Origin of the sequence: Variovorax multivorans (assembly GCF_051216835.1) — a bacterium.
GTDB lineage: Bacteria > Pseudomonadota > Gammaproteobacteria > Burkholderiales > Burkholderiaceae_C > Variovorax.
Map to the genome: position 1 here is coordinate 32,303 of NZ_JBPJZL010000015.1, position 19,851 is coordinate 52,153.

The 19,851-nt window shown below is 68.0% G+C and carries 19 protein-coding genes; 6 read left to right on the plus strand and 13 right to left on the minus strand.

Annotated features, from left to right (window positions below; genetic code table 11):
- The first annotated feature begins 35 nt into the window (after positions 1-35).
- The 5 genes from ACSFCA_RS29940 to ACSFCA_RS29960 all read left to right on the plus strand — a co-directional run bounded on the left by ACSFCA_RS29940 (position 36) and on the right by ACSFCA_RS29960 (position 4,479).
- Complete coding sequence (locus ACSFCA_RS29940; protein ID WP_435462038.1) at positions 36-1,844, plus strand: sensor histidine kinase; 1,809 nt, start codon at positions 36-38, stop codon at positions 1,842-1,844.
- Positions 1,845-1,931: 87 nt separating this feature from the next.
- On the plus strand, positions 1,932-2,525 hold the full coding sequence (locus ACSFCA_RS29945) for a cytochrome b (protein WP_435462039.1): 594 nt from the start codon (positions 1,932-1,934) through the stop codon (positions 2,523-2,525).
- Positions 2,525-3,112: a YceI family protein gene (locus ACSFCA_RS29950; protein ID WP_258355377.1), complete on the plus strand. Its 588-nt coding sequence runs from the start codon at positions 2,525-2,527 to the stop codon at positions 3,110-3,112. Before ACSFCA_RS29945 ends, ACSFCA_RS29950 begins: the two co-directional genes overlap by 1 nt.
- A gap of 64 nt (positions 3,113-3,176) precedes the next feature.
- Positions 3,177-3,818, plus strand: coding sequence for a YceI family protein (locus ACSFCA_RS29955; RefSeq protein WP_435462040.1), 642 nt, complete (start codon positions 3,177-3,179; stop codon positions 3,816-3,818).
- 16 nt (positions 3,819-3,834) lie between these two features.
- The gene (locus tag ACSFCA_RS29960) at positions 3,835-4,479 is read left to right on the plus strand and encodes a LysE family translocator (protein WP_435462041.1); all 645 of its coding nucleotides are present in this window, start codon (positions 3,835-3,837) and stop codon (positions 4,477-4,479) included.
- Positions 4,480-4,489: 10 nt separating this feature from the next.
- On the opposite strand, the gene ACSFCA_RS29965 is transcribed toward ACSFCA_RS29960, so the two are convergent.
- The 7 genes from ACSFCA_RS29965 to argS all read right to left on the minus strand — a co-directional run bounded on the left by ACSFCA_RS29965 (position 4,490) and on the right by argS (position 12,640).
- Positions 4,490-6,097, minus strand: a complete 1,608-nt coding sequence (locus tag ACSFCA_RS29965; protein WP_435462042.1) for a phospholipase D family protein — start codon at positions 6,095-6,097, stop codon at positions 4,490-4,492.
- A gap of 10 nt (positions 6,098-6,107) precedes the next feature.
- Positions 6,108-7,709 carry an RNA polymerase factor sigma-54 gene (gene rpoN, locus ACSFCA_RS29970; protein ID WP_093054107.1) on the minus strand — a complete coding sequence of 534 codons (1,602 nt, stop codon included), beginning with the start codon at positions 7,707-7,709 and terminating at the stop codon, positions 6,108-6,110.
- 17 nt (positions 7,710-7,726) lie between these two features.
- Positions 7,727-8,521 (minus strand): LPS export ABC transporter ATP-binding protein, encoded by a 795-nt coding sequence (gene lptB / locus ACSFCA_RS29975; RefSeq protein WP_093054106.1) that lies wholly within the window; start codon positions 8,519-8,521, stop codon positions 7,727-7,729.
- Positions 8,518-9,231 (minus strand): lipopolysaccharide transport periplasmic protein LptA, encoded by a 714-nt coding sequence (gene lptA, locus ACSFCA_RS29980; protein WP_258351565.1) that lies wholly within the window; start codon positions 9,229-9,231, stop codon positions 8,518-8,520. The genes lptB and lptA overlap by 4 nt, the downstream gene beginning before the upstream one ends.
- 155 nt (positions 9,232-9,386) lie before the next feature.
- Positions 9,387-10,034 (minus strand): thiol:disulfide interchange protein DsbA/DsbL, encoded by a 648-nt coding sequence (locus ACSFCA_RS29985; protein WP_093054102.1) that lies wholly within the window; start codon positions 10,032-10,034, stop codon positions 9,387-9,389.
- A 142-nt stretch (positions 10,035-10,176) separates the two neighbouring features.
- On the minus strand, positions 10,177-10,941 hold the full coding sequence (locus ACSFCA_RS29990) for an SPOR domain-containing protein (protein ID WP_258351566.1): 765 nt from the start codon (positions 10,939-10,941) through the stop codon (positions 10,177-10,179).
- A 13-nt stretch (positions 10,942-10,954) separates the two neighbouring features.
- A complete protein-coding gene (gene argS / locus ACSFCA_RS29995) occupies positions 10,955-12,640 on the minus strand; it encodes an arginine--tRNA ligase (protein ID WP_258351567.1) in 1,686 nt (561 codons plus the stop codon).
- 131 nt (positions 12,641-12,771) lie between these two features.
- Between argS and ACSFCA_RS30000 the strand changes: the two genes are divergently transcribed.
- A complete protein-coding gene (locus ACSFCA_RS30000) occupies positions 12,772-13,107 on the plus strand; it encodes a hypothetical protein (RefSeq protein WP_097200437.1) in 336 nt (111 codons plus the stop codon).
- Between the two features lie 77 nt (positions 13,108-13,184).
- On the opposite strand, the gene ACSFCA_RS30005 is transcribed toward ACSFCA_RS30000, so the two are convergent.
- The 6 genes from ACSFCA_RS30005 to ACSFCA_RS30030 all read right to left on the minus strand — a co-directional run bounded on the left by ACSFCA_RS30005 (position 13,185) and on the right by ACSFCA_RS30030 (position 19,837).
- Complete coding sequence (locus ACSFCA_RS30005; RefSeq protein WP_435462043.1) at positions 13,185-15,233, minus strand: spermidine synthase; 2,049 nt, start codon at positions 15,231-15,233, stop codon at positions 13,185-13,187.
- Positions 15,234-15,240: 7 nt separating this feature from the next.
- Entirely contained in the window at positions 15,241-15,693 is a 453-nt protein-coding gene (locus ACSFCA_RS30010) for a DUF2214 family protein (RefSeq protein WP_093054094.1), read from the minus strand.
- Between the two features lie 61 nt (positions 15,694-15,754).
- Complete coding sequence (locus tag ACSFCA_RS30015) at positions 15,755-16,681, minus strand: LysR family transcriptional regulator (protein WP_435462044.1); 927 nt, start codon at positions 16,679-16,681, stop codon at positions 15,755-15,757.
- A gap of 49 nt (positions 16,682-16,730) precedes the next feature.
- Positions 16,731-17,711, minus strand: coding sequence for a Bug family tripartite tricarboxylate transporter substrate binding protein (locus tag ACSFCA_RS30020; protein WP_258351571.1), 981 nt, complete (start codon positions 17,709-17,711; stop codon positions 16,731-16,733).
- Between the two features lie 4 nt (positions 17,712-17,715).
- A complete protein-coding gene (locus ACSFCA_RS30025) occupies positions 17,716-18,906 on the minus strand; it encodes a CaiB/BaiF CoA transferase family protein (protein WP_435462045.1) in 1,191 nt (396 codons plus the stop codon).
- Positions 18,899-19,837 (minus strand): hydroxymethylglutaryl-CoA lyase, encoded by a 939-nt coding sequence (locus ACSFCA_RS30030; protein ID WP_435462046.1) that lies wholly within the window; start codon positions 19,835-19,837, stop codon positions 18,899-18,901. Before ACSFCA_RS30030 ends, ACSFCA_RS30025 begins: the two co-directional genes overlap by 8 nt.
- Positions 19,838-19,851 lie beyond the last annotated feature (14 nt).

Sequence of the window (19,851 nt, forward strand, 5' to 3'; positions counted from 1 at the left end):
GCGTCACGCGCCTTCTCTATATAGTCGATTCGCCGATGACCCCCACCCCCGCATCACCGACCGCGCCGGCCGCCGCCAGCGACAGCAGCGACGACCGCTTCGCGATCCAGTGCGAGGTGCTGCGGCTGTCCGTGCGGCCCATCGGACCGGTGCTGCTGGTGCAGTACCTGCTGAACTGCGGCGTGGCGGCGCTCTTCGCCTGGCAGTACTCGCTGACGCGCGCACTGATCTGGATCGCGCTGGTCACGGGGGTGACGGTGATGCGCGGCTTCTTCCCCCAGCGCCTGCCAGAGCCCTTCACGCCCGAAACGCTGCGCGAGGCGCAGCGCACGCACACGCTGCGCACAGCCATCTGGGAGCTGGCGCACGGGCTGGCCGGGGTGCTGCTGTTCAACCCGGCGAGCGCCGACCTGCAGCTGCTGCTGGGCCTGATCCTGATGGGCATGACGCTGTCGTCGGCTTTCTCGGTGTCGTTCTACACGCCGGCCACGCAGCTCGCCATCACGCTGCTGCTGGCGCCGATCATCATCACCGGCCTCTGGATGGGCGCGCCGGTGATGATGGCCGTGGCGGTCATCGGCATCGGCCTGATCGCGATGATGTGGAAGCTGGTGGCCGAGCGCTCGCGCCAGCTCGAAGAGAACATCGGCCTGCGGCTGAACGAGCGCAACCTGCGCGAACAGGCACTGGCCGGCCTGCGCGCCTCCGAACACGCGCAGGCCGAGCGGCTGCGCTTCTTCTCGGCCGCCAACCACGACCTGCGCCAGCCGGTGATGGCCATCGGCCTGCAGGCCGAGGTGCTGCGCCAGCAGCTGAACAACGGCGCGGACATGGAGGCGGTGCAGCACACGGTGGGCTCGCTGGCGCGGGCGCAGCAGGCGCTCGAAGGGCTGACCAACCAGCTGCTGGAAATCGGCCGCATCGAGGCCGCGGTCGATCCGCTGCGCCCGGCGGCGGTGGCGCTGGCGCCGCTGCTGCAGGAACTGGCGCGCCAGGCGGGCGACGGCCGCGTGCTGGTGCGCTGCCCGCACGATGCAATCGCCTGGAGCGACACGGTGTCGCTGCGCCGCGTGCTCGCCAACCTGGTCGACAACGCCGTCAAGTTCACGCCGCGCGGGCGCGTGCTGCTGGCGGTGCGGGCGCGGCGACGAGGCACCGCCCGGGCCTGGCGCGTGGAGGTGCGCGACAGCGGCATCGGCATCGCGGCCGACGCGCAGCAGCGCGTGTTCAACGACTTCGAGCAGATCGGCAACGTCGAGCGCAACCTGCAGCGCGGCCATGGGCTGGGCCTGGCGATCGTGCGGCGGCTGGCGGCGCAACTCGGCATTGAGGTGTCGCTGCGCTCGGCACCGGGGCGAGGGTCGGTGTTCAGCTTCGAACTGCCTGCAGCGCCGGAAGGCGCGGTGGTGGCGGCGCGCCCCGCTGCCGTGGCGCAGGACGATGGCGACGAGGCGACGCGCACGCCGCTGCGCCCCGGGCTCGCCGTGCTGGTGGTGGAAGACAACACGGTGGTGGCCGACAGCCTCTCGGCCCTGCTGCTGCAATGGGAAGTGGAGCCGCGCGTCTATGCCAGCGCCGCCGAGGCGCTGGCGCTGGCCGACCTGCGCGCGCTCGACGCGGCGCTGTGCGACATCCGCCTGCCGGGTGCGCTCGACGGCATCGCGCTGGCCGAGAAGCTGCAGCGGCAGAAGCCGTCGCTCGCGATCGCGCTGATTTCGGCCGACATCAACGAAGCCACCCAGCGGCTGGCCGCCGAACGCGGCTGGCATGCGCTGCGCAAGCCGGTGCAGCCGGACGAACTGCGCGGCGTGCTGCTGAAGGCGCAGCAGCAGCTGCGGAGCTGACCGAGGCCACCGGGCTGGCACGGGCCCTGCTGTGCTGTCATGGCTTCCGATATATGCTCCGCGCACAGGCCGCCAGCCCTGCCTTCGATGTCCACCGACACATCCCCCCCTCTCCTCGCCGCTGATCCACGCAACCCGCGCTACGACCCGCTCGCGATCGCGCTGCACTGGCTGCTCGCGGCCCTGATCGTCGGCTCGTTCGGCGTCGGGCTCTACATGACGGGTCTGCCGTTCTCGCCGCTGCGGCTGAAGGTGTACAGCTGGCACAAGTGGGCGGGCGTCACGATCCTCGCGCTGTCGGCGCTGCGGCTGCTGTGGCGGCTGGGGCACCGCCCGCCGGCGCTCCCGCCCGGCATGACGCGGCTGCAGCTGGCCGGCTACCGCATCAGCCACACGCTGATGTACCTGCTGTTCTTCGCGGTGCCGCTGTCCGGCTGGGCCTACAGCTCGGCCATGGGCATGCCGGTCGCGTGGTTCGGCGTGCTGCCGCTGCCCGACTTCGTGCCGGTCGACCACGACTTCGCCGAGGCGGTGCTGCAGCCGCTGCACCGCAACTGCGCCTTCGTGCTGGCGGGCGTCACGCTGCTGCACGTGGCTGCCGTGCTCAAGCACCACTGGATCGACCGCGACGGTCTTCTGAAACGCATGTGGCCGGGGCCACGCAAGGAATCTGCTCGATGATGAAGCGCCTGTTTTTCCGCCTCTTGCCGCCGCTCGCGGCGCTGGCCTTCGCCATCGCGTTGCCGGCCGGCGCCGAGCCTGCGGCCGCGAAGCTCGTCGCCGACAAGAGCCAGATCGTCTTCGTCACCAAGCAGATGGGCGTGCCGGTGGAAGGCACGTTCAAGAAGTTCGACGCACACGTCGCCTTCGATCCGAAGAAACCCGAGGGCGGCAGCGTCGCGCTGCAGATCGACACGGCCAGCGCCGGCTTCGGCGTTCCGATGAGCGATGCCGAGCTGCCCAAGCAGTCGTGGTTCGACGCCGCGCATTTCCCGCAGGCGAGCTTCCAGTCGAGCGCCATCAAGGCGCTGGGCGACGGCAAGTTCGAGATGGCGGGCAAGCTCACCATCAAGGGCACGGCCAAGTACGTGACGGTGCCCGTCAGCATCGCAGCGGCCGGCGGCAACTACGCGGTGGCCACCGGAAGCTTTACGATCCAGCGGCTCGACTACAAGGTGGGCGACGGCGAATGGACCGACACATCGATGGTCGGCAACGAGGTGCAGGTGCGCTTCAAGTTCACGCTCGCGGGCCTCGGGCCGCTGTGAACCGCCTGGCCGATCCGCCTTCTTCCATCCGTTTTTCTCTTTCATGATCCACACCACCACCGCCATGAAAAAGCTTCTTCTCGCCATGGCCCTGTCGGCGTCCGCCGCGTTCACCGGTGCCAGCGCACAGGAACAACAGCCATCGGGGTTCGCGCCAGCCGTGGCCGCAAAGCCCACGGGCGGACCGGTGAAAAACGCCAACTACGTCGTCGACCCGACGCACACCTTCGTGATGTACGAAATGGGCCATTACGGCACCACCACCAACCGCGGGCGCTTCAGCACCAAGGACGGCTCGGTGCAGATCGACGGCACCGGCGCCAGCGGCAAGGTCGACATCACGATGGACATCAGCTCCATCAACACCGGCGTCGACCTGCTCAACCGCCACGTGCAGAGCAAGGACTTCTTCAACGTGGCGGAGTTTCCGACCGGCCGCTTCGTGGCCGAGCGCATCGACTTCAGCGGCGACAAGGTGGTCGACGTGCCCGGCACGCTCACGCTGATGGGCCAGACCAAACCGGTGACGCTGAAGGCCGTGCGCTTCAACTGCTACCTGAGCCCGCTGATCAACCGCCAGGTGTGCGGCGGCGACTTCGAGACCACGGTGGAGCGCAGCGACTGGGGCATCACCTGGGGGCTGAACTTCGGCTTCGAGAACAAGGTGAAGCTGCTGGTGCAGGTCGAAGCGGTCAACGTGCAGTGACACGGGAGGCAAGGCCATGATGGACACCACCCTTTCCCTGCTCGGCATCGCCGGCGCCATGACTGTGGGCGCGATGAGCCCCGGCCCAAGTTTCGTGATGGTGGCCCGCACCGCCGTGAGCTCTCGCGCCGACGGACTGGCTGCCGCGTTGGGCATGGGCGCTGGCGGGCTGGTCTTCGCGATCGCCGCGCTGGCCGGGCTGCAGGCGGCGTTCCTGGCCGTGCCGACGCTGTACGTGGCCATCAAGGGCCTGGGCGGCGCCTACCTCGTCTACCTGAGCATCCGGATATGGAGCGGCGCGCGCCAGCCGCTGGCGGTGACGCAGGAAACGGGCGCCTCGCCGCGCCAGCAGGGCCGCAGCGGCCACACCTTCCTGCTGGGCCTGGCCACGCAGGTCAGCAACCCGAAGACTGCCGTGGTCTACGCCAGCATCTTCGCGGCCTTCCTGCCGCGCGAGGTGCCGCTGGTGCTGGCACTGGCGGTGCCGGCAGTCATCTTCTGCATCGAGACGGGGTGGTACGCCATCGTCGCTCTCGCACTGTCCTCGGCGGCGCCGCGTTCGGCCTACCTGCGCTACAAGGTCTGGATCGACCGCGCAGCCGGCGGCGTGATGGGCTTGCTGGGACTGCGGCTCGTGTGGTCGGCCGTACGCGGCACCTGAAGGGCCTACGCTACAACAGGCTCTCCGGCGTCAGCGGCGCCAGAATCTCGAGCATGGTCCGGTCCCAGAAGCCGGAGTCGGGCTCCTCGGTCAGCACGGTGAGCTTGCCGGCATCGTCGCTGACCCATTCGATGCGCGACTCGTTGCTGCCCTCGGCAAAGCGCAGCCGGTACGCACCCTGCTGCTTGAGCACGTCGATGAGCTTCAGCGCCTGCTGCGCCATCTCGGGGCTGCGAATGAAGAGGCCTATCTCGGTGTTGTACGTCTCCGAGCGCGGGTCGAAATTCATCGAGCCGACGAAAAGAATGCGCCGGTCGATCACCGCCGACTTGGCGTGCAGCCTGCCTACCGAAGTGCCGAACAGGCCGAGTCGCACGCTGCGCCGGGTGCGGGTGGAACTCAGCTCGTAGAGGTCGGCGCCGAGCTTGAGCATGTCGGGCCGGTAGCGGCGGTAGGCGGTGTGCACCAGCGGCTCGTCGGTGGCGGCCAGCGAATTGGTGACCACGCTGATCTTCACGTTGCGGCCCCGGATCTCGCGCATCACCTCCAACCCCGAGGCGCCCGGAATGAGGTAGGGCGAGACGATGGTCACCTCGGAGCGCGCGCGGCGCATCTGCTCGACCACGTTGTAGCGCACGCTGTCGACGTCCAGCAACGGCACGCCGCCGTAGGAGGCGGTCTTGCCGATCACGCGCTCGGGCGAATCGGCGTAGGCCTCTGCGGTGGCCCAGATCAGGCCGAGCTTGCCGGCGTTCAGGTCTTCCGCCATCGGGCTGTAGCCGAGCAGGTCGTTGGGCGCGGGCGGCGGCGGCGGTGGCGTGGTGTCGGGGCCGGTGGCGACGTCGAAGCGCTTCTGCAGTTCCTCGCGCGACAGGTCGCTGGCCACCACCGACTGGACCGGCCGCACGTAGATGCTGTTCCAGTACTGGTCGAACAGGCTGCCCAGCCGCGGGATCAGCGCGCCGGTGACGAAGGTGTCGAGGTCGAGGAAGTTCTCGCCCGCGGTGCGCCTGAAGTACTGGTTGCCGATGTTTCGCCCGCCCGCCACCGCCATCGCGCCGTCGGCAATGAACAGCTTGTTGTGCATGCGGCGGTTGACGCGGCTGAAGTCGAAGAGCGAGGCGCTGAAGCGCTTCAGCAGGCTGCCGCGCCCGGCCGGGAACGGGTTGAACAGCCGCAGCTCCACGTTGGGCGTGGCGGCGAGGCCGAGCAGCAGCTCGTCCTCGCCGGAGGTGTAGAGGTCGTCCATCAACAGCCGCACGCGCACGCCGCGCAGTGCGGCATCGCGCAGGGTGCGCATCAGGTAGCGGCCGGTCTCGTCGTTCTCGATCTGGTAGTACTGCACGTCGAGCGTGCGCTGCGCGCGGCGGGCCAGCTGGATGCGGGTATCGAAGGCGAAGTCGCCGCCGGGCATCAGGCGAAAGCCGCTCAGGTCGGGGTCGGGCTGCGAGGCCAGCGCGATCTTTCCGAGAGCGGTGTCGGCCGACACGGTCATGGCCTTGGTGGGCGGGCGCGGTGCCTCGTCGGGCAATGTGGCGCAGCCTGCGAACAGCAAGACCGCCGCCATGACGAAAACCCAATGCCCACAACGCGACAGCGACAGCAGGCGACGGGTCATCGGCGTCTTTCTACAGGGCCTTGCGAAGGTTGGCGGGCGCAATGCGCAGCGCCTCGCGGTACTTGGCCACGGTGCGACGCGCGCACTCGATGCCCTGCTCTTTCAGCATCTCGGAGATCTGGCTGTCCGACAGCGGCTTCTTGATGCTCTCCGAGCTGACGAACTGCTTGATCAGCGCGCGCACCGCGGTGCTCGATGCATTGCCGCCGGTCTCGGTGCCCAGCGCCGAGCCGAAGAAGTACTTGAGCTCGACCGTGCCGAAGGGCGTGGCCATGTACTTGGCGGTGGTCACGCGCGAGATGGTCGATTCGTGCAGGCCCAGCTCGTCGGCGATCTCGCGCAGCACCAGCGGACGCATCGCAAGCTCGCCGTGCACGAAGTAGCTCTTCTGCCGCTCGACGATCGCGTTGCTCACGCGCAGGATGGTGTCGAAGCGCTGCTGGATGTTCTTGATGAACCAGCGCGCTTCCTGCAGCCGCTGCGACAGCGCCTGGCTGCCTTCGCCCTTGTGCGACTTGAGTGCGCCGGCGTAGATGTCGTGCACGCGCAGGCGCGGCATCACCTCGGGGTTCAGCATAACGCGGAACTTCACGTTGGTGCCGCGGCCCGTCTTGGTGACTATGACGTCGGGAATGACGATGTTGCGCTCGACGTCGACGAAGCGCCGGCCCGGCTTGGGCTCGAGCCGCGCAATGATCTGCAGCGCCGAGCGCACCAGTTCCTCGTTGCTGCGGGTGAGCGTGGCCAGGCGCTTGAAGTCGCGGCGCGCGAGCAGCTCCATTGGCTGCTTGCAGATGGCAATGGCGATCTTGCGGACCAGCTCTTCTTCGTCGGTCTCGTCCTCGCGGGCCAGGGCGCGCAGCTGGATGCCCAGGCATTCGCCGAGGTCGCGCGCGCCGACGCCGGCCGGCTCCAGGCTCTGCAGCAGGCCGAGCGCCACCTGAAAGTGATGCACGAGGTCGTCGAACTGGTCGTTGTCGTCGCCGGCCAGGCCCGAGGCCAGTGCGGGCAGCGAGTCTTCGAGGTAGCCGTCGTCGTTGAGCGATTCGATGAGAAAGCGCAGCGCGGCGCTGTCGTTTTCGTTCAGCCGCAGGCTCAGCGCCTGGCGGTGCAGGAAGGACTGCAGCGATTCCTGGCTGCGCGCGAGTTCGGTGGCGTCGGCGCGTTCGTCATCACCCAGGTTGTTCTGGCGCGCGGGCGCGTCGCTGCCCCATTCGCTGTCGTCGGGCGCCATGTCGACGGTGCCGTCGCCTTCCCAGTCGGGCTCGCGCTCGGTGATTTCGGCGGCGGGGCCGTCGGTGTCGGCCGTGGTGGTGGTGCTTGTTTCGGTGGAAGCAGTGGACGCGCTGGCGGCGGGGGAAGCGAAGTCGCTCTCGCCGTCGCCGCTATCGCCGCCGTCGTCGCGCGGCACCGGGGCATCGGCCGTGTCGAGCCCGAATTCCTCGCGCGCCGCTTCTTCAGCCGTGCGCTCGAGGAACGGGTTCTCGTCGAGCATCTGCTCCACCTCCTGGCTCAGTTCGAGCGTGGAGAGTTGAAGCAGCCTGATCGACTGCTGCAGCTGTGGCGTCAACGCCAGATGCTGCGAAACGCGAAGGGATAGCCCTTGCTTCATGGGAACCGCCCCCGCCCTTACATGCGGAAGTGTTCGCCCAAGTACACCCTGCGTACCTCGGCGTTGTCGACGATCTCCGAGGGTGTGCCTTGTGCCAGCACATGCCCGTCGCTGATGATGAAAGCGTGATCGCAGATGCCCAGCGTTTCACGCACGTTGTGGTCGGTGATGAGCACGCCGATGCCGCGCTCCTTCAGGAAACTGATGATCCGCTGGATTTCGATCACGGCGATCGGGTCGATGCCGGCGAAGGGCTCGTCCAGCAGGATGAAGCGCGGCTGCGTGGCCAGCGCACGCGCAATTTCGACGCGGCGGCGCTCGCCGCCCGACAGCGCGAGCGCGGGCGAATCGCGCAGGTGGTCGACGCGCAGGTCGGCCAGCAGTTCGGCCAGGCGCTCGTCCATGTGCTGCTTCGACAGCGGCGCCATCTTGCCGTTCTCGTCGGGCTCGCTCTGGAGCTCGAGCACGGCGCGCACGTTTTCCTCGACCGTGAGCTTGCGGAAGATCGAGGCTTCCTGCGGCAGGTAGCTCAGGCCCATGCGGGCGCGGCGGTGAATGGGCATGTGGGCGATGGGCTCGCCGTCGATGCTGATGTCGCCCGCGTCGGCGCGCACCAGCCCCACGATCATGTAGAACGAGGTGGTCTTGCCCGCGCCGTTCGGCCCGAGCAGCCCGACGACTTCGCCCTTCTGCACGTCGAGCGAGACGTCTTTCACGACCGTGCGGCTGCCATAGCTCTTCTTCAGGCCGCGCGCGATCAGGCGGCTGCCCGGTGCGCCGTTGGCGTCCTGCGTTCCAGCGGTTTCGATCACTTGCGGGTTTCTCCCTGGTCACTGAGCGTGGTGCTCGGGCGCAGGCCCTTGCCGGGTGCGGGCGTGGGCGCCGGCGGCGCCGCCTTCGCACCGGCCGGGGCCGAGGCACCGGCCGCCGGTGCGGTGGCGGCCTTGGGGGTCAGGATGGTCTTGACGCGCCCGCCCGGGGTGGACGCGTTGACGGCGGTGTTCGGCGGCACGGTGGAACCGTTGACCGTGTAGGTGTCGTTGCTCTGGTCGTAGACGATCAGCGCGCCCTGGCTTTCGTCGTTCGGCGTGGCGCCGAGCAGGCGGCGCATGGTGGCGTTGCGGATGAACTTGACGTTGTCGGCACGGCTGTCGTACTCGATGACTTCCGATTCGCCCTCGATCCACTCGTCGGGCGCGTTGCGCTTCTGCTTGTAGTAGGCCCGCTTGCCCGGAGCCGCCGTGACCACGCCGTACTGGTAGCCCTCGGGGTCCTGGCGTACATCCATGCGTGCGCCACGGATGATGATCGTGCCCTTCGTAACGAGCACGTTACCGGTGAACACGCTGGTCTGCTTCAGGTCGTCGTAACGCATCGAGTCCGACTCGATGTTCATCGGCTTGGTGCGGTCGGCGGTTTCGGCCAGTGCGCCCGAGGCAAGGCCGGCCAGCAACAGCGCGCCGACAGCCAGGCGGCCGATGCGACGGAAGAAGGGAGTGGTGGGGTGAGAGTGCAATGTCATAGAGGCACGAAACTTGCTCGGCATTGTATGCGGCTGATTGCGTCAGCCCCGCACGCACAGATGAAAAAGCCCGCCGATGCGGGCTTGACTTTCTTCCTGGATTCCTCTCAGGAACACCGCGGAACCGGCTCCGCCGGTCCGCGATCTTGGGGGGGTCAGCCCTTCTTTGCTTCGCCGATCAAGTAGTTCACGACCTGAAGCACTTTGGTCATGTTGCCGGCGGTTTCGCCGTCCACATACCAGCGGCCGGCCACGGCCATTGCCGGCACGCCAGCCACCTTGTAGGCGTCGGTCATTTGCGAGGCGCGCTTGGCCTTGCTGGCCACGCCGAACGAGGTGAAGACTTCCTTGAACTTGGCGCCGTCCAGGCCGTTCGCGGCGGCCCAGGCAATGATGTTGGCGTCGCCGTTCACGTTCTGGCGCTGCGCGTGGATCGCGTTGAACACCTTCGGCTGATATTCGTCGACCTTGCCCATGGCCTCGAGCGCGTAGTACAGGCGCTGCTTGGCTTCGACGTCGTTGCCCACGAAAGGCACAGGGATGCGGCGGAAGGCGACTTCCTTGGGCACGGTCTTGATCCAGGCTTCCAGCGCCGGCTCGAAGTCGTTGCAATGCGGGCAGTTGTACGAGAAAAACTCGACCACCTCGATCTTGCCGGCGGGCGCGTCGACCGGCACGCGCTTGTCGAGCACCAGGTACTCGGTGCCGGCCTTGGGCGCGCGCGCCTGGGCGTGGGCCGGGTTGGCGGCCAGGGACAGCAGCCCGAGCGAAGTGGCGGCCAGCGAAAAGTCACGACGTTTCATTGAAAGAGCTCTCCAGTTGTTACGGCAGACTGAGCCGGCGCGCGGCGGGGAGTTCCCCCGTGTCCAGCGCGCCCGAGGCAGTGGATGGTGGCGGCAAACGCCGCGCGGCGAAGCTTAGGGGCTATTTGCGTCGGCTGCCGGGTCAGCGCTGCACGCGAACCAGCGCCGAATCCATGCCGCCGCCGTCGAGCCGCTCCTTGAGGCGGTCGGCGTCGTCCTTCTTGTTGAAGGGGCCGGCGCGCACGCGGTAGACGGTGCGGCCCGCCTGCTCGCGCTCGGTGACCTTGGCCTCGACGCCCATCAGCGACAGCTTGGCGCGCTGCGCCTCGGCATCGTCGGTGGTGCGGAAGGCGCCGGCCTGCACGAAGTACATGAACGGATCGGGGCCCGAACTGCTGCTGCCGGCATTGCTGTTGCTGCTGGGTGCGGCCGACGCTGTGGTCGTGCTGCCGGAGCTGGAGCCACCGCCCGAGCGCGCCCGGGCCAGGTCGCCCAGCGGATCGTTCGACGGCGGCAGTGCGTTGGCTTCGGCCGGTACCGGCGCAGGGCGCGGCGGCTTGGGCGCCACAACCACGGGGACCGGCGGTGCAGTCGTGGGTGGGGCGGTGGCAGGGGCCACGGCCGTGGTGGCCGGCTCGCCGGTGACGGGGTTGACCGGGCCGGTGGGTGCGGGCGCCGGCTTGGCGGCGCCTGCCTTGCCGGCCAACGGCGCGTTCGGGTCCCAGTCGCGGTTCTTGCGGGCCTCGGCCTCGTCCTGCTCGGCGCCGCCGCGCTGCGTCTTGGTCACGAACGGGATCGGCACCTTGGTCACGTAGACCGCGATGCCCAGCGCGACGCCCAGGCCGAGCACCAGCCCGATGATCAGGCCGATGACGATGTTGCCGCGTTGTCTGGTTGTCTTCTTCATGGTGAGGGGAGGTTCACATCTTGCTCGGCGCACTGACGCCGAGAATCGCGAGGCCATTGTGCAGCACCTGCGCGGTCGCGGCGACCAGCGCCAGGCGGGCCAGCTTGACCTTTTCGTCGTCGACCAGGATGCGCTCGGCGTCGTAGTAGCTGTGGTAGCTGGCGGCCAGCTCGCGCAGGTAGAACGTGACGTCGTGCGGGGCGAAGTCCTTCGACGCGGCCGTCAGCATGGCCGGGTACTTGGCCAGCAGCAGCATCAGCGCCTGGGCGGCCGGGCTTTCGAGCGGCGACAGGTCGACGTCTTTCAGCGTGGCAGCGTCGCCGCCCCAGCCGGCCAGCACCGAGCAGATGCGCGCATGCGCGTACTGCACGTAATAAACCGGGTTGTCGTTGTTTTTCGTCACCGCGAGGTCGACGTCGAAGGTGTATTCGGTGTCGGGCTTGCGGCTGAGCAGGAAAAAGCGGATGGCGTCGGTGCTGGTCCACTCGATCAGGTCGCGCAGCGTGACGTAGCTGCCGGCGCGCTTGCTGATCTTGACCTCTTCGCCGCCCTTCATGACGCGCACCATGGTGTGCAGCACGTAGTCGGGGTAGCCCTCGGGAATGCCTTCACCCGCCGCCTGCAGGCCGGCGCGCACGCGCGCGATGGTGCCGTGGTGGTCGGTGCCCTGGATGTTGATGACCTTGTGGAAGCCCCGCTCCCACTTGGCGATGTGATACGCGACGTCGGGCACGAAGTACGTGTACGTGCCGTCCTGCTTCTTCATCACGCGGTCCTTGTCGTCGCCGTAGTCGGTCGACTTCAGCCACAGTGCGCCGTCCTGTTCGTAGGTCTTGCCGGCAGCCACGAGCTTCTGCACGGCAGCTTCGACGCGGCCGCTGGTGTAGAGGCTGGACTCCAGGTAGTACTGGTCGAAGTGGACGCGGAAGGCCTGCAGATCCAGGTCTTGCTCTCGGCGCAGGTAGGCCACGGCGAACGCGCGGATCGCGTCGATGTCCTCGATGTCGCCGCTGGCGGTGACTTCGCGGTCTTCCGACTTGACGGTCTTCTTCGCCTTGAAGTCTTCGGCAATGTCGGCGATGTAGTCGCCGTTGTAGGCCGGTGCCTTTTCGCCGCTGGGCCATTCGGCGTCGCCGGGCTTGAAACCGCGGGCGCGCAGTTGCGTGCTGGTGGCCAGCGTCTGGATCTGCACGCCGGCGTCGTTGTAGTAGTACTCGCGCCAGACGCTTTCGCCCTGCGAGGCGCGCAGGTTGCAGATGGCGTCGCCCAGCGCCGCCTGACGGCCGTGGCCGACGTGCAGCGGGCCGGTCGGGTTGGCCGAGACGAACTCGACCAGCACCTTTTCGCCGGTGGCGGGTTGCTGCCCGAAAGTATTCCCGGCCGACAGCACCTCGCGCACGATCTGCTGCTTGGCCGTCGTCTTCAGTCGGATGTTGAGAAAGCCGGGCCCGGCGATCTCGATCGCCTCGACCCATTGGCCGAAAGCGGGGGTGGCGAGCAGCGCAGCGCTCAGTTGCTCGGCCAGTTCGCGAGGCTTGCGCCCCAGCGGTTTGGCGAGCTGCATGGCGGCCGTGCTGGCGAAATCGCCATGCGCAGCCACCTTGGGCGACTCGAACGCGGCTTTGGAGCCAGCGCCGGGCGAGAAGGATTCGAGCGTGTTCGCGAGCGCCGCGAGCAGCTCCTGTTTGACCAATAGCATCCGGGAATTTTACCGGGGGCAAACCCGGGTGCAGTTGACGATGGTCATCCGATTGTTGGCTTGGCCCGTTAGGATGGTCGGCCCCGAGGCGGGGCTCCTGTCACAACCCAACCTTGCAAGGACACATCACCATGAAGAAGCTCCTTTCCCTGCTCGCACTCGGCGCCTGCCTTTCCTTCGGCGCCGCACAGGCTCAAGACAAGGCCGCCACCCCGGCACCAGCCCCCGCCGCCGCTGCTGCACCCGCCGCCGCTGGCGCAAGCTGCGAATCCAAGGCTGTGGACAAGAATGGCAAGGCCCTCGCTGGCGCGGCCAAGGCCAGCTCCATCAAGAAGTGCGAGAAAGACACCAAGGCTGCAGCGGCTCCCGCCTGCGCCGCCAAGGCCGTCGACAAGAACGGCAAGGCACTGGCCGGCGCCGCCAAGAACAGCTTCATGAAGAAGTGCGAGAAAGACGCCAAGGCCTGAAGCCACGCTGCACTGACAATTGTGAAAAGAGGCCCGCCGCGTGCGGGCCTTTTTCTTGGCCACGCCAATGCTCCACGCTACTTCAGCACACCCAGCAGGTTGTTGAAGTCGTCGGTCCAGGGCCGCTGCCCCGGCTTCGTGGCGATCGGCGTCGCGGCCTCCCGTATCAACTCGCGCGCCAGCACCTGCGGATCGCGCGCGACCAGCACCCAGTCGGTGCGGTGCAGCCAATCGGATTGCTCGGCTTCGTCGTGCACCAGCACCGCGTGCAGTCCCCGGGCCTCGGCCACCTTGGCGATCACGGGCGCGAGCGCCAGGAACCGGTTGGTCACGTGAAAGGCGATCACGCCGTCGGGCTTCATGTGCCGCAGGTAGACGTCCATCGCCTCGGCCGTGAGAAGGTGCACCGGCACCGAATCCCCTGAAAAGGCGTCGACCGCGAGCACATCGAAACCCTGCGCCGGCTCTCGCTCCAGCGCCAGCCGGGCATCGCCGAGCACCCGTTCGATGCGCGCCTCGCTGTCGCGCAGGAAGCTGAACTCCTTGTCCGCCAGCGCGAACACCTGCGGATTGATCTCGTAGAAGCGGTAGACGTCGCCGCTGCGGCCATAGGTCGCGAGCGTGCCGGCACCCAGCCCGATCAGGCCCACGCGACGCGGTGCGGCAGGCGCGGAGTCGATCGTGCGGCCGATGCCGGAGGTTTCGCCGTAGTAGGTGGTGGGCTCGTGCCGGCGCTCCGGGTCCAGGAACTGCGAGCCGTGCTTGATCGACCCGTGCGCCAGCTGGCGCACGTTGTCTGATGGCGGATCGCCCGTCGTGTCGTAAACCAGCAGCGCCCCATAGAAATTACGCTGCAGGCTGCGCGCGCCCGACCGGTCGCTGCCGACCTGCAGCAGCAAAAAGAGCGTGCAGCAGGCGGCCAGCACCACGCAGCAGACCCGCAGCCACACCCGCTGGCGCAGCACGGCCGCAGCCGCCAGCGCGGTCAGCATCAGGCCGAGCCCCAGCTCGTAGTACGCCACCAGCACATGCGGCGCGACCAGCCCGACCGTCACCCCGCCCAGCGCCCCGCCGAGCGACATCATCAGATAGAAGCGCGTGAGGTAGCGCGGCCCCGGCCGCAGCTTCGCGGTTTCGCCGTGCAGGAACATGCACAGCACGAACAGCCCCGACACATACAGCGGCAGCGCAATGCGGACCTCGGCGCCGATGTGGTGCTGCAGGCCGAAAGCGCACAGCAGCAGCATGACAGCCGCCAGCGGCAGGAACACGCCGCGCCTGTACCAGCGGTCGCTCTCGAAGCACAGGACGAAAGTCAGCAGGTACAGCGACAGCGGCAGCACCCACAGGAACGGCACCGCGGCAACGTTCTGGGTGATGTGGTTCGTCACGGCCAGCAGCAGCCACGACGCCAGCGCCGGCAGCGCGAGCCACAGGAGATAGTCGGCGAGGCGCGGCGGCTTGTCCTCCACGACGGCTTGGGCGGCCTGGCCCGGAGACGACGGCTGCGGCACTGTCTCGGCCGTCAATCGCCGCGCCATGTACAGCGTCGTGCCGGCACACAGCACCACGAACGCGGCATAGCCCCACGACCATCCGTGCGCCTGCTGCAGCAGCGTACTGCGCGGCTCGATCAGCACCGGATAGCTCAGCAGCGACAGCAGCGACGCCAGGTTCGACAGCGAGAAGTATCGGTACACCTGCGCGCCCCAAGGCGTGCGCGCCACCCACGACTGCACCAGCGGCCCGGTGGTCGAGAGCAGGAAGTACGGCAGGCCGATGGTGCCGAACAGCAGCCCCAGGATGCGCCAGGCCGGGTCTTCAGTGCCCGTCGGCTTCCAGTTCGCGCCCACCACGATCGGAAGAAACGCCAGGCTCGCGAGCAGCAGCGCCACGTGCAGCACGGCCTGCGCCCGCATGCGCAGATGGCGCGTGACCCAGTCGGAATACGCGTACCCCGCGAGCAGCACCACCTGGAAGAACACCATGCAGATCGACCACACCGCGGCCGAGCCGCCGAACCACGGAAGGATCTGCTTCGCGATCAGCGGCTGGACCAGGAACAGCAGGAACGCGCTACTGAAGATGGTTCCGGCAAACAGAAGCTGGATGCCGGGGTGTCCCATGCCGGGCTTACTTGCCGAAGCCGCGTGCCAGGAACACCGCCACCAGCGGAATGAGCGCGATCAGGTGCGCCTGCACCATCACCAGCTTGCGCGTTTTCTTGATGTCGGCCTCGGCCGGCAGCTTGCCGGTGGCGCGCAGCGTCTTGCGCCAGCGGAAGTAGGTGAGCGTCGGGAAGATCGAGAGCACGCCCACGATGATGAAGAGCCCCAGCTTCACGTGCAGCAGCGGGTTGGTCCAATACCAGGCCGTGCCCTTCACGCCCCACCAGGTGCGCGCGATGCCCGTGGCGAGCACCGCGATGGCGGCAATGCCGTAGACCATGTCGACCTTGGCCAGCCGCTCGACCACCGCGGCATTGAGCCACTGCACGCGGCATAGCGCCGCTTCGCTGGAAATGAACACCACCATCGTCAGGATGGCGAGCAAGTGCAGATACGCGAGGATGGCTTCGAGCGTCATCGATGGCTTTCTTCCGAGTGGGGTTGCAAATGCAAACAGATTGTGACGCCGCCGATGCGCCTCAGGCCCTTCCACCCCAGAATTCCGGGTTCCCGTATTGCTCCTTGAGGAAATCAAGCCACAGTCGCACCCGCAGCGGCAGGTGCTTGGCGCCCGCGAACACCGCGTAGATGCCGTTGGGCGGCGCGGCGAACTCGTCGAGCAGGGGCACGAGCAGGCCGGCATCGATCTCGGCCTCGACCTCCCAGGTACTGCGCCAGGCGATGCCGTGGCCGGCCAGGCACCAGTCGTGTAGCACTTGGCCGTCGGAGCAATCGAGCGGGCCGCTGGGGCGCAGGTGGATCAGCTCCTGGTTGCCTTCCTCGTTGACGATGCGAAAGGCCCAGCCGCGCGTCTGCGAGGCGTCGCTCGACAGCGTGAGGCAGGCAAAGCGCGAGAGTTCGCCCGGGTGCTTGGGCATGCCGTGGCGGCGCACGAACTCGGGCGTGGCCACGCAGCGGCGGCGGTTGTCGGCGAGCCGCACGCTCACGAGCGATGAATCGGGCAGGTCGCCTACGCGTACCGCGCAATCGAAGCTCTCGCCGGTGACGTCGACCACGCGGTCGCTGAGGTTCAGCGAGATCGTCACTTCAGGGTGCAGCGCATGAAAGCGCGGCACCAGCGGCGCGACGTGTCTACGGCCGAAGCCCGCTGGCGCCGTCACGCGCAGATGGCCGCTGGCCTTGATCCCGCCGGCGCTCACGCTGGCTTCGGCGTTTGCGAACTCGGCCAGAAGGCGCTGGCAGTCTTCGAGGAATGCGCTGCCTTCGTGCGTGAGCGTGATGCGGCGCGTGGTGCGTACCAGCAGCTTGACGCCCAGGCGCTCTTCGAGCGCATCGAGCCGGCGCCCCATGATCGCGGGCGCCACGCCCTCGGCCTTGGCCGCGGCCGTGAGCCCGCCGCGGGTCGCGACCGAGACGAAGGATTCGAGCTGCTTGAGGCGGTCCATGGGGCGGAAACTATATCGCCCGCCTGTTTGTTGGTTAGTTGGAGGGCGCCTATTCGGGCCGCACGCCCGCCTCGCGCACCGCCGCGCCCCAGCGCGCATGCTCGGCCTTGACGTACTGCGCCGCCTGCTCCGGACTGCCGCCTACGGGCGTGCTGCCTTCGGCCAGCAGCTGCGAAATGGTCGCGGGCTTGGCCAGCGCCTTGTCGACGGCGGCGTTGAGCTTCTTCACGATGTCGGCGGGCGTGCCGGCCGGCACCACGAGCGCCTTCCAGTCCACCGCCTCGAAGCCCTTGTAGCTCTCGCCCACGGTCGGCACCTCGGGCATCACGGGCAGGCGCTTGGCCGAGGTGACGGCCAGCGCGCGCAGCTTGCCGCCCTTCACCATCGCGAGCGCGCCCTGCGGCGTGGCGAACATGTAGTCGGTCTGGCCGCCGAGCAGGTCGGTGATGGCGGGCGCGGCGCCTTTGTACGGCACGTTGAGCACCTGGAAGCCCGCGCGCTTTGCGAGCACCTCGCCGGCCATGTGGCCCAGCGTGCCGGTACCGGCGAGCGCCTGCTTGATCTCGCCGGGCTTGGCCTTGGCGGCCGCGATCAGCTCGGCCAGCGACTTGTACGGCGCGTCCGCGCGCACCACCAGCACCACGGGCTGCGAGGCCACGACCGACACCGGCACCAGATCCTTCAGCGCGTCGTAGGGCATCTTGGGGAACAGCGTCGGGTTGATCGCGAGGTTGGCGGTCTGGCCGAGGCCGACGGTGTAGCCGTCGGGCTTGGCCTTGGCCACCACGTCCATGCCGATGTTGCCGTTGCCGCCCGCGCGGTTGTCGACGATGAAGGTCCACTTCGTGTCGTCGACGAGCTTCTGCGCGACAAGGCGCGCCACGATGTCGGTGGCGCCGCCGGGCGTGTAGGGCACGACGAGACGCACGGGCTTGTCGGGCCAGGCCGTGTCGGCAAGGGCGGGAGCGGCGTTCAGGCATGCGGCGGCCGCGGCGCACGCCAGCAAGGCGCGCCGTGTGATGAAAAACATGGGGTCAGTCTCCGAGGGTGATGTGTTGTGTTTCGAGCGCGGCGATTTCTTCGTCGCTGTAGCCCACTTCTTTCAGCAGTTCGCGGCTGTGCTCGCCGATGTGCGGCGGCTGCAGCCTGATTCCGGGTCGTTCGCCGCCCAGCGTGAACGGCATCAGCGGCACCTTGGCCGTGCTGCCGTCGTTCATGCGCACCGGCGCGAGGCCACCAGTGGCGTTCAGGTGCGGGTCGTCGAACAGCTCCTGCGGCTTGGTGATGGGCGCGAAGGGCAGCTCGTTCTGCTCGAACACCGCACTGAGCTCGGCCGCGCTGTGGTTCGCGAGGTGCGAGCGCAGGATGGGCATCATCCATTCGCGCGCCAGCACGCGGTCGTTGTTGGTCTTCAGGCGCGGGTCGGCCAGCATGTCTTCCAGGCCGAAGGCCTTGCAGAAGATGGCCCACTGCTTGTCGCTCACGGCCGCCAGGAAGATCTGCTCGCCGTCTTTCACGGTGAACACGTCGTACACGGCCCAGGCAGATATGCGGCTGGGCATCGGGTCGGCCGCCTTGCCGGTGGCGGCGAACTGCATCATGTGCTGCGCGACCAGGAACACGTTGTTCTCGAACAGCGCGGACTGCACTTCGCAGCCCTTGCCGGTGAGGTTGCGCTGGCGCAGCGCGGCCATTGCGCCAATGGCGCCGAACATGCCGCCCATGATGTCGTTCACGCTGGTGCCGGCGCGCAGCGGGTCGCCCGAGCGGCCGGTCATGTAGGCAAGGCCGCCCATCATCTGCACCACCTCATCGAGCGCGGTGCGGTGGTCGTACGGCCCGGGCAAGAAGCCCTTGTGGCTCACATAGACGAGGCGCGGATTCAGCTTGCTGAGCGTGTCGTAGTCGAGCCCCAGCTTCTTCATGGTGCCGGGCTTGAAGTTCTCGCTGACGATGTCGGCGGTGGCGATGAGGCGCAGCGCGGCCTCCACGCCCTCGGGCTTCTTCAGGTCGAGCGCGATGCTCTTCTTGTTGCGGTTGAAGGTCGGGAAGAAGCCCGAGCCCGAGCCGAGCAGGCGGCGCGTGTTGTCGCCCTCGATGGGCTCGACCTTGATGACCTCGGCGCCGAGGTCGGCCAGCAGCAGGCCGCAGGTCGGGCCCATGACCATGTGGGTGAATTCGACGACGCGGACGCCGGCATAAGGAAGAGGATTGGCTTCAGACATGTTGTGCGGTGTGTTCCTGGACGAAGCCCTTGGGCAATCCGGCCTCGGGCGTCATGCCGTAGACCGGTTCGCCGGGCAGGCCGGCCATGAGCGGCGCGCGCGCCGCGATGAGTTTCTGGATGTCGATGCCGGTACGCACGCCCATGGCCTCGAACATGAACACGAGATCTTCGGTAACGGCATTGCCCGAGGCGCCCGGCGCATAAGGGCAGCCGCCGAGACCGCCAAGCGAGGCGTCAAAAGTGCGCACCCCCTCATCCCAAGCCGCGAGGCAGTTGGCGATGCCAAGGCCGCGCGTGTTGTGCATGTGAGCCGCACCGGCGTGCCTGCCGATCTCCGCGCGCAGTCGCTTGAAGAGACGGCGCACCTGCGCGGGGTTGGCGTAGCCCACGGTGTCGGACAGGCCCGATTCATCCGCGCCGGCCTCGATGCATTGCGCGGCCAGGCGGATCACGTCGTCTTCGGGCACCAGGCCCTGCAGCGTGCAGCCGAAGGCGGTGGAGATGCCGGCTTCGAGCTTCACTTGCGGCGCAATGGCGCGGCGCAGATCGGAAATGGCGCGCACCTCCTCGACCATTTCGGTCGGCGTCTTGCGCACGTTGGCCAGCGAATGCGCCACGCTGGCCGACACCGGCATGGTGAGCTTGTGCACGCCGGCTTCGAGCGCGGCCTGCGCGCCCTTGCGGTTGGGCACCAGCGCCATCACCACGAGGCCGGGCAGCGTGACGGCGTGGCGCACCACGTCGGCGGCATCGGCCATCTGCGGCAGCAGCTTCGCGGGCACGAAGGACGCGACCTCGATCTCGCGGATGCCGGCGGCGTAGAGCGCGTCGATCCAGAGCAGCTTGTCGGCCGTGGGCATCGTGGCCTTGACCGACTGAAGGCCGTCGCGCGGGCCGACCTCGCTGATGAGGACGTCGGGGGGTGTCATCGGACTTGTCTCCT

Bases quoted from the DNA above. Each gene is read 5' to 3' on its own strand.
- ACSFCA_RS29990 (WP_258351566.1), bottom strand. From the start codon at position 10,941: ATGAAGAAGACAACCAGACAACGCGGCAACATCGTCATCGGCCTGATC.
- ACSFCA_RS29985 (WP_093054102.1), bottom strand. From the start codon at position 10,034: ATGAAACGTCGTGACTTTTCGCTGGCCGCCACTTCGCTCGGGCTGCTG.
- ACSFCA_RS29940 (WP_435462038.1), top strand. From the start codon at position 36: ATGACCCCCACCCCCGCATCACCGACCGCGCCGGCCGCCGCCAGCGAC.
- lptA (WP_258351565.1), bottom strand. From the start codon at position 9,231: ATGACATTGCACTCTCACCCCACCACTCCCTTCTTCCGTCGCATCGGC.
- ACSFCA_RS29955 (WP_435462040.1), top strand. From the start codon at position 3,177: ATGAAAAAGCTTCTTCTCGCCATGGCCCTGTCGGCGTCCGCCGCGTTC.
- ACSFCA_RS30005 (WP_435462043.1), bottom strand. From the start codon at position 15,233: ATGGGACACCCCGGCATCCAGCTTCTGTTTGCCGGAACCATCTTCAGT.
- ACSFCA_RS30020 (WP_258351571.1), bottom strand. From the start codon at position 17,711: ATGTTTTTCATCACACGGCGCGCCTTGCTGGCGTGCGCCGCGGCCGCC.
- ACSFCA_RS29945 (WP_435462039.1), top strand. From the start codon at position 1,932: ATGTCCACCGACACATCCCCCCCTCTCCTCGCCGCTGATCCACGCAAC.
- ACSFCA_RS30015 (WP_435462044.1), bottom strand. From the start codon at position 16,681: ATGGACCGCCTCAAGCAGCTCGAATCCTTCGTCTCGGTCGCGACCCGC.
- ACSFCA_RS29965 (WP_435462042.1), bottom strand. From the start codon at position 6,097: ATGACCCGTCGCCTGCTGTCGCTGTCGCGTTGTGGGCATTGGGTTTTC.
- ACSFCA_RS29950 (WP_258355377.1), top strand. From the start codon at position 2,525: ATGAAGCGCCTGTTTTTCCGCCTCTTGCCGCCGCTCGCGGCGCTGGCC.
- ACSFCA_RS30025 (WP_435462045.1), bottom strand. From the start codon at position 18,906: ATGTCTGAAGCCAATCCTCTTCCTTATGCCGGCGTCCGCGTCGTCGAA.
- ACSFCA_RS30030 (WP_435462046.1), bottom strand. From the start codon at position 19,837: ATGACACCCCCCGACGTCCTCATCAGCGAGGTCGGCCCGCGCGACGGC.
- ACSFCA_RS29960 (WP_435462041.1), top strand. From the start codon at position 3,835: ATGATGGACACCACCCTTTCCCTGCTCGGCATCGCCGGCGCCATGACT.
- ACSFCA_RS30000 (WP_097200437.1), top strand. From the start codon at position 12,772: ATGAAGAAGCTCCTTTCCCTGCTCGCACTCGGCGCCTGCCTTTCCTTC.
- rpoN (WP_093054107.1), bottom strand. From the start codon at position 7,709: ATGAAGCAAGGGCTATCCCTTCGCGTTTCGCAGCATCTGGCGTTGACG.
- argS (WP_258351567.1), bottom strand. From the start codon at position 12,640: ATGCTATTGGTCAAACAGGAGCTGCTCGCGGCGCTCGCGAACACGCTC.
- ACSFCA_RS30010 (WP_093054094.1), bottom strand. From the start codon at position 15,693: ATGACGCTCGAAGCCATCCTCGCGTATCTGCACTTGCTCGCCATCCTG.